The sequence below is a fragment of the Streptomyces sp. NPDC055400 genome (assembly GCF_053644375.1).
Genome location: NZ_JBSHLM010000001.1, coordinates 842925 through 857678 on the forward strand (window position 1 = coordinate 842925; position 14754 = coordinate 857678).

Consider the following 14754-nt stretch of genomic DNA (forward strand, 5'->3'; position numbering starts at 1 on the left):
GGTCCCCAGCCTGCGGCCGGGCGCCCGCCCCGGGCATCGCGCCACAGCACGCTTCACCCGAATCGAAGGAAGGAGCCGTCTTTCAAACTTTCGGTTGACCGTCTTCGACGTTGTTCTGCCTACGCTGGTGACGGTATGGATCCACGTTCTCTGACCCCCGTTCTGCGCGTCCTGCGCCTGTGCCTGCATCTGCTGATGGCCGGGCTGCTCCTGCTGGTCGCCGGCCGCGCGCTGGCCGGGGACTCGACGGGGGCGGGCGCCGTGGTGGCCGCGGCGGTCGTGATGACCGTCGTGTACGGGGCGGGCCCGCTGATCCCGGCCGTACGGGACACGCGGGCCGGGGCGGCGCTCTGGCTCGGGGCGCTGTGCGCGGTGTGGCTGGTGCTGCTCGTCCTCACCCCCGACGGACTGTGGCTGGCGTTCCCGCTGTACTTCCTCCAGCTGCATCTGCTGCCCGCCCGCTGGGGCGTCCCCGCCGTGGCGCTCACCGCGTGCGCCGCCATCGCCTCGTACGTACGCCATGGGCAGGAGCTCAGCCCGGGGGCCTTCATAGGGCCGCTTCTCGGCGCGGCCGTGGCCGTCGCGACCGTCATGGGCTACCAGACGCTGTACCGCGAGAGCGAGCGCAGACAGCGCCTGATCGAGGAACTGATCGCGACGCGCGCCGAACTCGCCGCCGCGGAGCGCACGGCGGGCACCCTCGCCGAGCGGGAGCGACTGGCCCGCGAGATCCACGACACCCTCGCGCAGGGTCTGTCCTCGATCCAGCTCCTGCTGCGCGCGGCCCAGCGCGCGCTGCCGCCCCAGTCACCGGCCGCCCCGCACATCGAACAGGCGCGCGCGGCCGCCCAGGACAACCTCGCCGAGGCCCGCCGCTTCGTGCGGGCCCTGTCCCCGCCGGACCTGGAGAGCGGGTCGCTCGCGGGGGCCCTGGAGCGGCTGTGCGCGACGGCTCCCGGGCTCACCGCCCGCTTCACGGAGAGCGGCACTCCGTACGGGCTGCCGACGCCGTACGAGGTCGCCCTGCTGCGGATCGCGCAGTCGGCGCTCGCGAACACCGTGCGCCACGCGAGGGCCCGCCGCGCCGAGATCACCCTCAGCTTCATGGACACGGCCGTGGCCCTCGACATCGTGGACGACGGCCGCGGCTTCGACCCCGCGTCGGCCCCGTCCGGCGACGGCGGGTTCGGCCTGCCCGCGATGCGCTCGCGCGCGCAGTCCCTGGGGGGCACGTTCACGGTGGAGTCGGCGCCGGGCCAGGGCACGGCGGTCGCGATCACTCTCCCTCTCCCCGTGGAAGGCGCGTCATGACCGTCCGGCTCCTGCTGGCCGATGACCACCCCGTCGTACGCGCCGGGCTCCGCGCCGTCCTCGACGCCGAACCCGACTTCGAGATCGCCGCGGAGGCCGCCACGGCGGAGCGGGCCGTGGAGCTCGCCGCGGCCGGCGGGGTCGACGTCGTCCTCATGGACCTCCAGTTCGGCGCCGGAATGCACGGCTCGGAGGCGACGGCGGCCATCGCGGCGAGGCCCGGTGCGCCGCGCGTCCTCGTCCTGACCACGTACGACACGGACGCGGACATCCTCGCCGCGGTGGAGGCGGGCGCGTCCGGCTATCTGCTCAAGGACGCGCCGCCGGAGGAGCTCGCGGCGGCGGTCCGTACGGCGGCCTCCGGCCAGTCCGCGCTCGCGCCCGCCATCGCACACCGCCTGATGGACCGCATGCGGGCCCCCGCCGAGGCGCTCAGCCGCCGCGAGCTGGAGGTGCTCCAGCTCGTCAGGGACGGCCTGTCGAACCAGCGGATCAGCAAGGAACTGTTCCTCAGCCAGGCGACGGTGAAGTCCCATCTGGTGCACATCTACGCCAAGTTGGGCGTCGACTCGCGCACAGCGGCGGTCGCCGCGGCCACCGCACGCGGCCTGATGCGACGCTGACCCGCCGTTCAGCGGACCGGCCCCGGCGCCGCGTAGTCGCCCGCGGTCGCCCGGCGCGGCTCGTGCCGCGCCGACGGCGGAGCGAGCACGGTCAGGACCGCACAGTCGGCGCGCACCACGACCGAGCCGAAGATCCGCCCCGCGGACAACGGCCGCCACCGCGCGGCCTCATGCGCCCACCGCCCCCTCACCCCGCCGGCCCCGCCGCCGCGAAGTCCCGTGCGGTCGCCCGGCGCAGTGCGCGCAGCTCCTGCCGTGAAAGCGGCGGGGCCGGCACGGTCAGGACCGGGCAGCCGGCGTGGGCGACCACGTGCCGGTGGATCCGGCCGCGCCACATGCGGCGTGGATGGACACCGATGACGAGCAGGTCGTCCGGGCCCGCCACCGCCTCGCACAGGGCCCGGCCCGGCTTGTCCCTGACCACGCGGCGCACCAGGTCCACGTCCTGGGGCGGCCCGCCGAGCGCCTCGGCGAACGCGCGGTCGAGGCGGGCGCGGGCCTCGCCGTACCAGTACCGGGCCCACTGCGGGTCGGGGCGGCGGGCGTACAGGCCCTCACCCTCGGGCGGCTCCCACGCGAGGACGGCCACGAGGACCCGGCCCGAGCGGCGCGCCTGCTCGGCGGCCGCACGCAGCGCCGCGAGCCCGCCCAGCGAGTCGCTCACCCCGACGACGACCTGACCGGCCGTTTCCTCGGGCCGCCGGGCCTCGACGGCGCTCACGGCTTCCTCCCCCTGCGCCGCTTCCCGCTCATCAGCGCGCGGACCCATGCGCCCGCCGGCCGCGTGGTGCGCTCCTCCGCGCGGCGCTGCATCTCCCGCTCGAAACGGTCCGTGACCCAGCCCGCCTCGTACCCGTCCATGGCATGCCTCCTCAGCCGCTCCCCAGGCCAAAATCCCTGACCTCTGTCGAGTCTGTACGCTGATTGGCCTGGACAGCAGGGCCAATAGCGGGGAGTTGGCATGGCAGGCAATCGAGTGGTCCACGCCTTGAACACGCCGGGCACGGACAACATGAACAGGTCCCTGGGCAGCCGTCGCCTCGCCGGCCTCCTGGCGGTCACCGCCGGGGAGAGGCCCGGCTACCGCGCCCTGGCCCAGGGCGTACGCACCCTGCTGCTCGACGGGCGCATCCCGCTGCACACCCGGCTGCCCGCCGAGCGCGAGCTGGCCACGGCGCTCGGCGTCAGCCGCGCCACGGTCACCGCCGCCTACGACCTGCTCCGCGAGGGCGGCTACGCACGCAGCAGGCGCGGCGCGGGGACGTGGACCGAGCTGCCCGAGGGACAGCGGCCCGCCAGCGTGGCCGTCTTCCCCACGGGCGACGACGTGATCGACCTCGCCATCGCGGCGCCCGGCGCGCCCGAGGCGGAGCTCGCCGACGCCCTCGCCGCCGCGAGCACCATGCTGCCCCGGCACGCGTCGACGCCCGGCTACCACCCGTACGGGCTTCCCGAGCTGCGGGCCGCGGTCGCCAAGCGGTTCACGCGGCGCGGCCTGCCGACTCTTCCCGAGCAGATCCTCATCACCTCGGGCGCCCAGCAGGCGGTGTCGCTCACCCTGGGGCTCCTCGCCCGGGCGGGCGACCGCGTCCTGGTCGAGAACCCGTCGTACCCGAACGCCCTGGACGCGCTGAACAGGGGCGGGATGCGGGCCACGCCGGTTCCGGTCACGGACGGCGGCTGGGACACGGACCTGTTCGAGTCGGCGCTGCGGCAGACCGCGCCGCGGCTCGCCTATCTGATCCCGGACTTCCACAACCCGACCGGGCGGCTGATGCCGCGCGAGCAGCGGGTGCGGCTCCTCGAAGCGGCGCGGGCGACCGGGACCTGGCTGGTCGTGGACGAGACGGTCGCCGACATCGCGCTCGACGTACCGCCGCCCGCGCCGTTCGCCTCACTCGCGGCGCACGGCGCGGGCGAACAGGTCGTCACCGTGGGCTCGTTGAGCAAGACGCACTGGGGCGGACTGCGCATCGGCTGGGTCAGGGCCGGATCGCGGCTCATCACCGAACTGGCGACGGCACGGGTGCCGTTCGACATGTCGGGTTCCGTGCTCGACCAGCTCGTCGCGCTGCGGCTGCTCGACCGGATGGACGAGGTCCTGAGCGAGCACCTGCCGCGGATGCGGGCCCAGCGGGACGCTCTCGCCGAAGACCTGGCCCGTGAACTGCCGGAGTGGCGCTGGCAGTTGCCGCCCGGCGGCCTGTCGCTCTGGATCGATCTGGGCCGTCCGGTCGCCTCGGCGCTCGCCCGGGCCGCACTGCGGCACGGGGTGCGCATCGAGGGCGGCTCCCGCTTCGGCGCGGACCCGGGGACGCACGAGCACCGGCTGCGCTTCCCGTACACCCAGCCGCCCGAGGTCGCCAGGGAGGCGGTGCGCCGCCTGGCGCAGACCCTCGCGGACGGCCTCGGACCGGCGGGCGAGGAGCCGGGACGGCCGCACTGGGTGGCGTGAGGCGGCGTGAGACCTGGATGACGGGTCGCCAACTCCCGTACGAGGTCAGCGCAGTGGCGGCCTGCCGAACAGTTCCACCGCGTTGCGCACGTCCCCGAGACCCTTCGCCAGGGCGCTGACCGAGCCGATCGCGCCCGCGATGAGCAGCAGGGAGCGGCGCAGTCGCGGGATCTCGGGCAGGCCGCCGGCGGCCATCGCGTCCAGCGCGGCCAGTTCGTCCTCCGCGACGGCCCGGTCGGGGAACTCGGCCGGATGGGCTGCCAGTTCACGGCGCAGCCTGGACACCGCGGTGCGCAACTCCGCCACCCGCGGATCCTCTTCGCCGACCACCACCAGCTTCCGCCCCACGCTTCGCAACACAGCTCTCCCCCTCGCACGCCTTTGTGCGACCGCACACGCGCGCGTTCGCACGTCGTACGCCTTCCGCGGCCCCGCTGGGGCGTAGGTCGGACGCGCCGCATCGGGGTCGCGGCCAGTAAACGCCACTTTCTGCCGCGCCCGCCACCGTGCCGACCGAATTCCGGCCTCACGAGTGTCCCCGGGGGTCGGCGCGCGGGCCGCCCGGTGAGGTATCCAGGCTTCATGACACACGCAACGGATGACGCTCCGGTGACGGGACTGCTGCTCGCGGCGGGCGGCGGGCGCAGGCTCGGCGGGCGGCCGAAGGCGCTCCTGACGCACCGCGGGCGCCCTCTGGTGGAGCACGCGGTGGCGGTGCTGCGCGCGGGCGGCTGCGAGCGCGTCCACGTCGTGCTGGGCGCGGCGGCTGACGACGTACGGGCGCAGGCGGACCTGGCGGGGTGCGTGCTCGTGGAGAACCCGGCGTGGGAGGAGGGCATGGGGTCGTCGCTGCGGGCGGGGCTCGGCTCGCTCGCCGGGACGGGGGCGTCGGCCGCGCTCGTACTCCTTGTGGACCAACCGGGGATCGGGGCTCCGGCGGTGGCGCGCGTGCGGGCCGCGTACCGGTCGGCGGGGTCGCTGGCGGCGGCCGCGTACGACGGGGAGCGCGGGCATCCGGTCCTGTTCGGGACGGAGCACTGGCCGGGGATCGTGGCGAGCGCGGCGGGTGACCGCGGGGCGCGCGCCTACCTGAAGGAGCACGCGCCGGAGCTCACGCTCGTGGAGTGCGGCGATGTGGCCGATGACTACGACATCGACACCGAGGCCGACCTCAAGCACCTTGAATGAGTGGTGAGTGCAGGGCATGAACGGGGCGTGAGGAGCCTGGCACCGAGCGCCACGTTATGTCGACCCGAAGAATCTCGACGTCAACAAACCATTGAACTTCCACAATGAGGAAACTAGTATCCACTGTTCAGAAGGGCCGGTCCCCCCGCGCGGGGTCCGCAGTCGTATCCCGGCGCCCACGGCACTCGGTGCCGCCCGCGCCCGTTCGCTGAAGGAAGTGACAGCTCATGTCCGCACCAGCGCCGTCCCCGCTGGCCATCGTCGACGCAGAGCCCCTGCCCAGGCAGGAAGAGGTGCTCACGGACGCGGCCCTCGCCTTCGTGGCCGAGCTGCACCGGCTGTTCACGCCCCGGCGTGACGAGCTCCTCACCCGCCGCGCGGAGCGTCGCGCCGAGATCGCCCGCACCTCCACGCTCGACTTCCTCCCGGAGACCGCTCACATCCGCGAGGACACCACCTGGCGCGTCGCGCCCGCCCCGGCGGCGCTGAACGACCGCCGCGTCGAGATCACCGGTCCCACCGACCGCAAGATGACCATCAACGCCCTGAACTCGGGCGCCAAGGTCTGGCTCGCGGACTTCGAGGACGCCTCGGCCCCCACCTGGGAGAACGTCGTCCTGGGCCAGGTCAACCTGATGGACGCCTACACGCGCAACATCGACTTCACGGACGAGCGCAGCGGCAAGTCGTACGCCCTCAAGGGCAACGACGAGCTCGCCACCGTCGTGATGCGACCGCGCGGCTGGCACCTGGACGAGCGCCACCTGAAGGACGAGGCCGGCCGCCCCGTCCCCGGCGCGCTCGTCGACTTCGGCCTGTACTTCTTCCACAACGCCAAGCGCCTGATCGAGCTCGGCAAGGGCCCGTACTTCTACCTCCCGAAGACGGAGTCGCACCTGGAGGCCCGCCTCTGGAACGAGATCTTCGTCTTCGCGCAGGACTACGTCGGGATCCCCCAGGGCACCGTCCGCGCGACCGTCCTGATCGAGACGATCACGGCCGCGTACGAGATGGACGAGATCCTCTACGAGCTCCGCGACCACGCCGCCGGGCTGAACGCGGGCCGCTGGGACTACCTGTTCTCCATCGTCAAGAACTTCCGTGACGGCGGCGCCAAGTTCGTCCTGCCGGACCGCAACCTGGTCACGATGACGGCCCCGTTCATGCGCGCGTACACCGAACTCCTCGTCCGCACCTGCCACAAGCGGGGTGCGCACGCGATCGGCGGCATGGCGGCGTTCATCCCGTCGCGGCGCGACGCCGAGGTCAACAAGGTCGCGTTCGAGAAGGTCAAGAACGACAAGGACCGCGAGGCCGGCGACGGCTTCGACGGCTCGTGGGTCGCCCACCCCGACCTGGTCCCGATCGCGATGGCGTCCTTCGACGCGGTCCTCGGCGACAAGCCGAACCAGAAGGAGCGCCTGCGCGAGGACGTGTCCGTCGCGCCCGGCGACCTGATCGCGATCGACTCCCTCGACGCCCGGCCCACCTACGACGGCCTGGTCAACGCCGTCCAGGTCGGCATCCGCTACATCGAGGCGTGGCTGCGCGGCCTCGGCGCCGTCGCCATCTTCAACCTGATGGAGGACGCGGCCACCGCCGAGATCTCCCGCTCGCAGATCTGGCAGTGGATCAACGCCGGTGTCGTCTTCGAGGGCGGCGAGCACTCCGGCACGACCGTCACGGCCGACCTGGCCCGCGAGGTCGCGGCCCAGGAGCTCGCGAACATCAAGGCCGAGATCGGCGAGGAGGCCTTCGCGGCCGGCAAGTGGCAGCAGGCCCACGACCTCCTCCTCCAGGTCTCCCTGGACGCGGACTACGCGGACTTCCTGACGCTGCCCGCGTACGAGCAGCTCCGCTGATCGACCGCACCATGGCCCCCGGCACCGCACAGCGCCGGGGGCTTTGTGTTCCGTCCGCGCGGCCCCGGTGGGGGCTGGTCGCGCGGTTCCCCGCGCCCCTGACGGCATGCGCTGCGCGCAGCCTTCATCGGGCGGTCAGCCGAGGTGGACGGACCAGTCCTGTTCGGCGGCCGGTTTGCCGTGCAGGTCGGGGACGCGCTTGAGCCAGTCGGGACGGCCCTTCTCCGTGGCGGCCGCGCGGCGCGCGTCGGCGGCCGCCAGCTGGTCGCGCGACGGGAAGTCCGTGGGCAGCCAGGCGGCGGACGTACGGGCGCGGGCCGCGAGATAGGAGACGTACGCCTCACGGACCTCGTCCGGCGCATGGAAGCCCGGCTCGTCGGTCAGCCACGCGTCGGGGACGAGCGCGGTGATCTCGCGGAGCATCTCCTCGGTGACGAGGGGCGCCAGCTCCGCGTCGGCGGCCCGCGTGTCGGGCCCGTAGGCACCGAGGGCGTGATGGCGGAAGTCGTACGCCTTGTCGGGCGCGGACGCATCCCAGCGGTGGTGGAAGATCAGGGCGGCGCCGTGGTCGATCAGCCACAGCTTCGGCTCCTGGATGCCGAAGGTCGGCCAGACCATCAGGTTCGAGCTGTGGATCGTGCGGTCCACGTTGACCGTGAGGGCGTCGAGCCACACGATCTTCCCGGCTTCCAGCGGGTCCACCGTGAAGGCGGCGGCGACCTCGGGCGTGAAGTCCTTCGCGCCCGGCAGGAAGTCCATCCCGAGGTTGAGCCCGTCGCTCGCGCGCAGCAGGTCCTGGACCTCCTGGTGCGGCTCGTGGGCGGCCACCTCGGGGTCGAAGTGGACGCGCACCAGCTCGGGGAAGCGCAGGCCGAGGCGGCGCGCCAGCTCACCGACGACGATCTCCGCGACGAGCGCCTTGCGGCCCTGCGCGGAGCCGGTGAACTTCACGACGTAGGTCCCCAGGTCGTCGGCCTCGACGACCCCCGGCACGGAGCCGCCGGTCCGCAGGGGGTTCAGATACCGGACGGCCGTCACTTCTCGCAGCACACCTGCCAGCCTAACGGGCGGCGCCCGCGGCCGAGGGGTGGCCGGGATCGCACCCCTCGGCGCTCCGGGTCCGCCCGGCGCCCGGCGACTGCCGGTACCGTCGTCCCGGCCGCGGAGACCTTCTTGCGCTATCTGCCTTGCGCGGGACCGATGATGAGGGACGGGACGTATGGCGAACGGGGGCCGGGTCGCGGTCGTGGGCGGGAGCATCGCCGGGTGCGCCGCGGCTCTCGCGGCCCATCGCGGGGGCGCGGACGAGATCGTCGTCTACGAGCGGGCCGCGGGCTCCCTCGCGGAACGCGGCGTGGGCCTCGCGGTGCACGACGCGCGGTACGCCGAGCTGGAGTCGGCCGGGTACATGGACGCGGGCATGCCGTGGGTGGGCCTGGTGCGCCGTCGCTGGTACGTGCGCGCCAGGTCCGCCCGGAACACCGAAGAGATGGCGCTCGGGCGCGAGATCGCCGTCATGCCGTTCCCGTTCCGTACGTACAACTGGGGGCCGCTCTGGCGCGATCTGCGCCGGGCGGTGCCCGAGGACGTCGAGTTCCGTACGGGTGCGGCGGTGGCGCGGGTCGAGGCGACGGCCGGCGGGGCCCGCGTGCACACGGCGGCCGGCGGCGCCGAGGAGTTCGGCCTCGTCATCGGCGCGGACGGCTACCGCTCGGCGGTGCGGGCCTGCGCGTTCCCCGACGTACAGCCGCGGTACGCGGGATATCTGGCGTGGCGTGGCGCGTTCCCCGCACGGCGGCTGGCCGAGCCCGGTCTGTGGGCCGAGGAGGACTGCGCGTACGTGGTGTTCCCCGGCGGGCACCTCATCGTCTACCGGATCCCGGACGGCGGCGCGGCCGGCGGCCGCCGCGTGAACTGGGTTCTCTACACGGCTCCCCCGCCGGGCGTCGACGCGGCGCTGCGCGTCGACCTGCCGACGAGCCTGCCGCCCGGCACCGTCACCGACGCGCTGCGCTCCCATCTCGCTCACGTCGCCGACGAGTTGCTGCCGCCGTACTGGGGTGACCTGGTCCGCCTCACCGCCCCAAATGAGCTGGCCCTCCAGCCCATGTACGACTTCACGGCCCCGCGGTACGCGACGGGCCGGTTCATGCTGGCCGGGGACGCGGCGACGGTCGCGCGCCCACACACGGGGGCCGGTGCGGTGAAGGCCCTCCAGGACGGCGCCGCCCTCGAATCCGCGTTCCGCTCCGCGTCGGACTTCGACGAGGCGCTCGCCGCGTACGACGACTCCCGCACGGCGGCCGGCGGCGCGCTGGTCGGGCTCGGGCGGAGCCTCGGCCGGGCGCTCGTGCAGGAGACCCCGGAGTGGGGGGAGTTGGACCAGGCCGGGCTCGAGGCGTGGTGGGCACAGGCGGACGGAACCGGGGTGTTCGGCGGGAAACAGCTGGATTCCGGCACCGGCCCGCATCCCCGCTGAGCAGTCGTTTTGTTGTGCGCGTACGTTGATCCATAAGATCCGGCGATGATCATAAGAAAACGGCTGGCGGCGGGAACATGTGTCCTGTTCGCCGCCCTGACCATGGGGCTGACGCCCGTCGGCGCCTCCGCGGCGGACAACCCCGACGAGCAGCCCACGGCCGCCCCGAAGGTCGAGCTCGTACTCGACGTGAGCGGTTCCATGCGGGCGCGCGACATCGACGGCGGGACCCGGATGACCGCCGCGAAGCAGGCGTTCAACGAGGTGCTCGACGCGACGCCGAAGGAGGTGGAGCTCGGCATCCGCACGCTGGGCGCCAACTACCGCGGCGAGGACCGGAAGGTGGGCTGCAAGGACACCGCGCGGCTCTACCCGGTCGGGCCGCTCGACCGCACCGAGGCGAAGACCGCCGTCGCCACCCTCTCGCCGACCGGCTGGACTCCGATCGGCCCCGCGCTCCTGAAGGCGGCCGACGACCTGAACGGCGGCGACGGATCGCGCCGCATCGTCCTCATCAGCGACGGCGAGGACACCTGCCGGCCGCTCGACCCGTGCGAGGTCGCCCGCGACATCGCCGCCAAGGGCATCAACCTCACCATCGACACGCTCGGCCTGGTCCCTGACGCCAAGACGCGTGACCAGCTCAGCTGCATCGCCGAGGCCACCGGCGGGACGTACACCTCCGTGCGGCACACCGATGAACTCACCGACCGTGTCGGCCAGTTGGTCGACCGGGCCGCCGACCCCGTGGTCAACCCCGTGGCCGTCGAGGGCGCCAAGGAGTGCACCGGCGCCCCGGAGATCAAGCCAGGTCTGTACACGGACCGCGAGACGTTCGGCGAGCACCGCTTCTACCGCGTGACCGTCGCTCCCGGGCAGGAGCTGCGCGCCTCGGTGAGCGTGGCCGCGGACCGCGCGGTCAACAAGGACTACGGCGTGCTGCTGCGCGCGGTCACCGAGCACGGTCGTGAGATCGTCCGGGGCTCGGAGGCGGGCGACGGTCGTACGGACGTGATCTCGACGGGTCTGCGCTACCCGAAGCCCGAGCAGGACGACGACGAGACCGCGGCCGAGACCGTCTGTCTCCAGGTGTCGAACTCCTACTCGGCCCCCGCTTCGGTCAAGACGACGCCGGGCCTCCCGGTCGAGCTGACCGTGGACGTCGTGGACGCGCCGAGCGCGGCGTCCGACGTGGCCGCGTTCGGCCTCGGCCGCGGCTGGTGGCTGCTCGGCGCCCTGGTGCTCACCGGCTTCGTGGCGGGTGTGCTGTGGGGCTGGATCTCGCGCTGGCGGGTCGCGGTCTGGAGGACCAACTGATGCGTACGAACAAGTTGTTGGTGACTGCGGGACTCCTCGGCGCGAGTGCGCTGACCGCACTGCTCGGGGCCGGCACGGCGTTCGCCGGGTCCGGCGACTCCGGTTCCTCCGGTGACGACAAGGCCCCCACCGAGGCGGGCACGTCGTTCCGTACCGCGCAGGAGGTGGAGCAGGGCCGGCGCGCCACCGCGGGCGCCTCCACGGGTGACTACCTGTACTGGTCGTTCCCGGCGGACGCCGGGCAGCGGCCCACGGTCAAGGCGACGGTGAAGCTGCCGGACTCGGCTGCGCGGCCCTCGGGCGCGACGTGGCGGATCGACGTGTACGACGGGCTGAGGCGCCGTCAGTCCTGCATGTACGGGACGCAGTCGAGGGCGGCTGCGCAAGACGCGACGTCGGTCGGCCTGTCCTGCACGCTGCGCACGGTGCGGGCCTGGTCGGAGCAGTGGGCGAACGACCCGCTGCCCGGCACGTACTACGTCCGGCTCACGGCGGCCGCGCTGACGCCCTCCGACCAGGGGCTGCCCGTCTCGGCCGAGGTCGAGGTGACCTCCAAGGAGGTCGGCGGCTCCTCGGCGGTGGACGGCTCACTGGCGGCCCCGCTCGTGCCGGGCTCGACGACCCAGGAGGCGGCTGCGTCCTCCGGGGATTCCTCCGACGAGGAGAACGGCTCGTCGGCGAGCCAGGCGCTCGCGACGGGTGAGCCCGAGGACGGCTGGTCCTCCGGCTGGTGGTCGGACCGCTGGGTCTGGACGGCGGCGGGCGGCATCCTGGCCGCGCTCGCCGGTATCGGCGGCTACGCCCTGACGCGCGGGACGGGCCGCCCGTCCCGGGTGCCGCCGGGCATGTAACCCACCCGTCCATGGCGCCCGCGCACCTCACGTGCCGGGCGTCATGGACGAGTTGCTCCCTGCTTCACACCTCTCGCAGCGCCTTCGCCAGGGCGCCGTCCCCGGACACGGCGACACGGCCCGCGCGCGCCGCCTCCTCCAGCGTCAGCTCGCCCCGCACCACGGCGACACAGGTTTCCGTGCCGAGGACGAGCCGCGCGTCGGGCTCGACACCCACCGGCCCCTCGGCATAAACAGGCCCGCCCGCGCCCGAGCCGCCGACCCTCACATGGAACTCCCCCTCGTCGAGGCGCACTTCGACCACACCCTCGCCGCCGAGCCGCTCCAGATGGCTCAGGAGCGGCAGGGCGAACCAGTGCGCGCGTACCGCGTCCGTGGGCCCGCGCTCCTCAAGCGCGGGTGCGCCCCACTCACCCAGCGCCTGGAGCACCGGCAGCAACTGCCGTCCCCGCGGGGTCAGTTCATACACGTACGCCGAGACGGGCGCGGGCAGCCTGCGGCGCTCGGCGACGCCCTCGCGCTCCATGTCCTTGAGTCGCGAGGCGAGCACGTCCGTGCTGACGCCGGGCAGGTCGGCGTGCAGATCGGTGTAGCGGCGCGGCCCGGCGAGGAGCTCACGGACGATCAGGAGCGTCCAGCGGTCCCCGACGGCGTCGAGAGCGCGGGCGGCGGCGCAGTACTGGTCGTAGCTTCGGCGTGGCATGGCTCGCAGTCTATGCAACTTGTTGGACTTTCCAAGCGGTCACTTGGTAAAACCAAGTCACACACGTCACGGGCAGGTCGCGGGAGGGCACCACATGGAGTTCCGGCAGTCGAGCAAGCTCAGCGAGGTCTGCTACGAGATCCGCGGCCCGGTGATCGAGCACGCCAACGCCCTTGAGGAGGCGGGCCACAGCGTCCTGCGCCTCAACACCGGCAACCCCGCCCTCTTCGGCTTCGAGGCGCCCGAGGAGATCGTCCAGGACATGATCCGGATGCTCCCCCAGGCCCATGGCTACACCGACTCGCGGGGCGTCCTGTCCGCCCGCCGCGCCGTCGCCCAGCGCTACCAGGCGCTCGGCCTCGAGGTCGGCGTCGACGACGTGTTCCTCGGCAACGGCGTGTCCGAGCTGGTCTCCATGGCCGTACAGGCACTCCTGGAGGACGGCGACGAAGTCCTCATCCCCGCCCCGGACTTCCCGCTGTGGACGGCCGTCACCACGCTCTCCGGCGGCAAGGCCGTGCACTACGTCTGCGACGAGTCGGCCGACTGGTACCCCGACCTCGACGACATGGCCGCGAAGATCACCGACCGCACCAAGGCGGTCGTCATCATCAACCCCAACAACCCCACGGGCGCCGTCTACCCGAAGGAGATCATCGAGGGCATCCTCGACCTCGCCCGCCGGCACGGCCTGATGGTCCTCGCGGACGAGATCTACGACCAGATCCTGTACGACGACGCGGTGCACCACAGCGCCGCCGCCCTCGCCCCCGACCTGGTCGTCCTCACCTTCTGCGGCCTTTCCAAGACCTACCGCGTCGCGGGCTTCCGCTCCGGCTGGCTGGTCGTCACGGGACCGCGGCAGCACGCCCGCAACTATCTGGAGGGCCTGACGATGCTCGCCTCCATGAGGCTGTGCGCCAACGCCCCCGCCCAGTACGCCATCCAGGCCGCGCTCGGCGGCCGCCAGTCCATCCGCGAACTCACCGCGCCGGGCGGCCGCCTCCTCGAACAGCGCGACAAGGCCTGGGAGAAGCTCAACGAGATCCCGGGCGTCTCCTGCGTGAAGCCGAAGGGCGCCCTGTACGCGTTCCCGCGCATCGACCCCAAGGTCCACCCCATCGCCGACGACGAGAAGTTCGTCCTCGACCTGCTGTTGCGCGAGAAGATCCAGGTCGTCCAGGGCACCGGCTTCAACTGGCCGCGCCCGGACCACTTCCGCATCCTCACCCTCCCGTACGCTGACGACCTCGACGCCGCGATCAGCCGGATCGGGCGCTTCCTGAGCGGATACCGCCAGTGACGTCCTGCACCACCTGTGCCCTGCCGAGCCTGACGCAGTTCGCCTCGCCCGAGCTCGTCGAGGCGATCGTGGAGGGCGGCCACGACCGCGCCGACGACCCCGCCTGGGAGACCTCGGGCGCGGCCACCGTGGAGGACTACGCGCTGTGGTGCGGCCATCTGTGCGGTCTGACCTGCCTGCGCATGGCGCTCGGCCCGGACGCGCCCACCCTGTTCGACCTGCGGGACGGAGCACTCAAGTACGGCGCGTACACCGTGGATGCGGACGGCGACATCCACGGTCTGATCTACGCCCCTTTCGCCGAGTACGCCCGCGAGGAACTCGGCCTGGACGCGACCGTCCACCGCACACTGACGGTCGGCGAGATCGCCGGGCTGCTCGATGAGGGCCGTACGGTCATGGCGTCGGTCCACTACGGGATCCGGCGCCCGGAGCGGCCCGCGCCCGGCCGGGGCGGACACCTGGTCCTGCTCACGGCCCGCGACGGTGACCGCTTCCACTTCCACAACCCGTCGGGGACCAGCCCCGAAACCCGTTGCGCGGAACTGCCGTCGGCGGCGTTCGAGAATTTCTTCGCGGGCCGGGGCATTTCACTGGGGGCGCGGCGGATCGGGTCGCCGGGTCCGGAAACGGGAGCGGGCCCGAGGGCGTAGCAGGCCCCC

The 14754-nt window shown here is 73.0% G+C and carries 16 protein-coding genes; 10 read left to right on the plus strand and 6 right to left on the minus strand.

Features of this window, described 5'->3' with window-relative positions:
- Positions 1–135 precede the first annotated feature (135 nt).
- Entirely contained in the window at positions 136–1311 is a 1176-nt protein-coding gene (locus ACWIGU_RS03770; RefSeq protein WP_454397019.1) for a sensor histidine kinase, read from the plus strand.
- The gene (locus ACWIGU_RS03775; protein WP_326773462.1) at positions 1308–1934 is read left to right on the plus strand and encodes a response regulator transcription factor; all 627 of its coding nucleotides are present in this window, start codon (positions 1308–1310) and stop codon (positions 1932–1934) included. The genes ACWIGU_RS03770 and ACWIGU_RS03775 overlap by 4 nt, the downstream gene beginning before the upstream one ends.
- An 8-nt stretch (positions 1935–1942) precedes the next feature.
- On the opposite strand, the gene ACWIGU_RS03780 is transcribed toward ACWIGU_RS03775, so the two are convergent.
- From ACWIGU_RS03780 to ACWIGU_RS03790, 3 genes are read right to left on the minus strand one after another with little or no spacing between them, the layout of a single operon-like run.
- Positions 1943–2083, minus strand: a complete 141-nt coding sequence (locus tag ACWIGU_RS03780) for a hypothetical protein (protein ID WP_454397021.1) — start codon at positions 2081–2083, stop codon at positions 1943–1945.
- Positions 2084–2121: 38 nt separating this feature from the next.
- Entirely contained in the window at positions 2122–2655 is a 534-nt protein-coding gene (locus ACWIGU_RS03785) for a universal stress protein (protein ID WP_454397023.1), read from the minus strand.
- A complete protein-coding gene (locus ACWIGU_RS03790; RefSeq protein WP_454397025.1) occupies positions 2652–2795 on the minus strand; it encodes a hypothetical protein in 144 nt (47 codons plus the stop codon). The genes ACWIGU_RS03785 and ACWIGU_RS03790 overlap by 4 nt, the downstream gene beginning before the upstream one ends.
- A gap of 100 nt (positions 2796–2895) precedes the next feature.
- On the opposite strand from ACWIGU_RS03790, the gene yczR reads away from it, so the two are divergent.
- Positions 2896–4389, plus strand: a complete 1494-nt coding sequence (gene yczR / locus ACWIGU_RS03795; protein ID WP_454397027.1) for a MocR-like transcription factor YczR — start codon at positions 2896–2898, stop codon at positions 4387–4389.
- Between the two features lie 45 nt (positions 4390–4434).
- On the opposite strand, the gene ACWIGU_RS03800 is transcribed toward yczR, so the two are convergent.
- Complete coding sequence (locus ACWIGU_RS03800; RefSeq protein WP_454397029.1) at positions 4435–4749, minus strand: DUF5955 family protein; 315 nt, start codon at positions 4747–4749, stop codon at positions 4435–4437.
- Between the two features lie 222 nt (positions 4750–4971).
- Between ACWIGU_RS03800 and ACWIGU_RS03805 the strand changes: the two genes are divergently transcribed.
- Together ACWIGU_RS03805 and aceB are read left to right on the plus strand one after the other, a co-directional pair.
- Positions 4972–5577, plus strand: coding sequence for a nucleotidyltransferase family protein (locus ACWIGU_RS03805; RefSeq protein ID WP_454397031.1), 606 nt, complete (start codon positions 4972–4974; stop codon positions 5575–5577).
- Positions 5578–5804: 227 nt separating this feature from the next.
- On the plus strand, positions 5805–7439 hold the full coding sequence (gene aceB, locus ACWIGU_RS03810; RefSeq protein ID WP_454397033.1) for a malate synthase A: 1635 nt from the start codon (positions 5805–5807) through the stop codon (positions 7437–7439).
- Between the two features lie 135 nt (positions 7440–7574).
- On the opposite strand, the gene ACWIGU_RS03815 is transcribed toward aceB, so the two are convergent.
- Positions 7575–8489 (minus strand): HipA family kinase, encoded by a 915-nt coding sequence (locus ACWIGU_RS03815; RefSeq protein WP_454397035.1) that lies wholly within the window; start codon positions 8487–8489, stop codon positions 7575–7577.
- Between the two features lie 169 nt (positions 8490–8658).
- Between ACWIGU_RS03815 and ACWIGU_RS03820 the strand changes: the two genes are divergently transcribed.
- From ACWIGU_RS03820 to ACWIGU_RS03830, 3 genes are read left to right on the plus strand one after another with little or no spacing between them, the layout of a single operon-like run.
- A complete protein-coding gene (locus ACWIGU_RS03820; protein ID WP_454397037.1) occupies positions 8659–9918 on the plus strand; it encodes an FAD binding domain-containing protein in 1260 nt (419 codons plus the stop codon).
- A 45-nt stretch (positions 9919–9963) separates the two neighbouring features.
- Positions 9964–11235 (plus strand): VWA domain-containing protein, encoded by a 1272-nt coding sequence (locus tag ACWIGU_RS03825; protein ID WP_454397039.1) that lies wholly within the window; start codon positions 9964–9966, stop codon positions 11233–11235.
- Positions 11235–12086, plus strand: a complete 852-nt coding sequence (locus ACWIGU_RS03830) for a hypothetical protein (protein WP_454397041.1) — start codon at positions 11235–11237, stop codon at positions 12084–12086. Before ACWIGU_RS03825 ends, ACWIGU_RS03830 begins: the two co-directional genes overlap by 1 nt.
- Positions 12087–12150: 64 nt before the next feature.
- Here the strand turns inward: ACWIGU_RS03830 and ACWIGU_RS03835 are convergent, their stop codons facing one another.
- Complete coding sequence (locus ACWIGU_RS03835) at positions 12151–12789, minus strand: winged helix-turn-helix transcriptional regulator (RefSeq protein ID WP_454397043.1); 639 nt, start codon at positions 12787–12789, stop codon at positions 12151–12153.
- Between the two features lie 94 nt (positions 12790–12883).
- On the opposite strand from ACWIGU_RS03835, the gene ACWIGU_RS03840 reads away from it, so the two are divergent.
- Entirely contained in the window at positions 12884–14092 is a 1209-nt protein-coding gene (locus ACWIGU_RS03840; RefSeq protein ID WP_454397045.1) for a pyridoxal phosphate-dependent aminotransferase, read from the plus strand.
- Complete coding sequence (locus tag ACWIGU_RS03845) at positions 14089–14745, plus strand: peptidase (RefSeq protein ID WP_454397047.1); 657 nt, start codon at positions 14089–14091, stop codon at positions 14743–14745. The genes ACWIGU_RS03840 and ACWIGU_RS03845 overlap by 4 nt, the downstream gene beginning before the upstream one ends.
- The last annotated feature ends 9 nt before the right edge of the window (positions 14746–14754 follow it).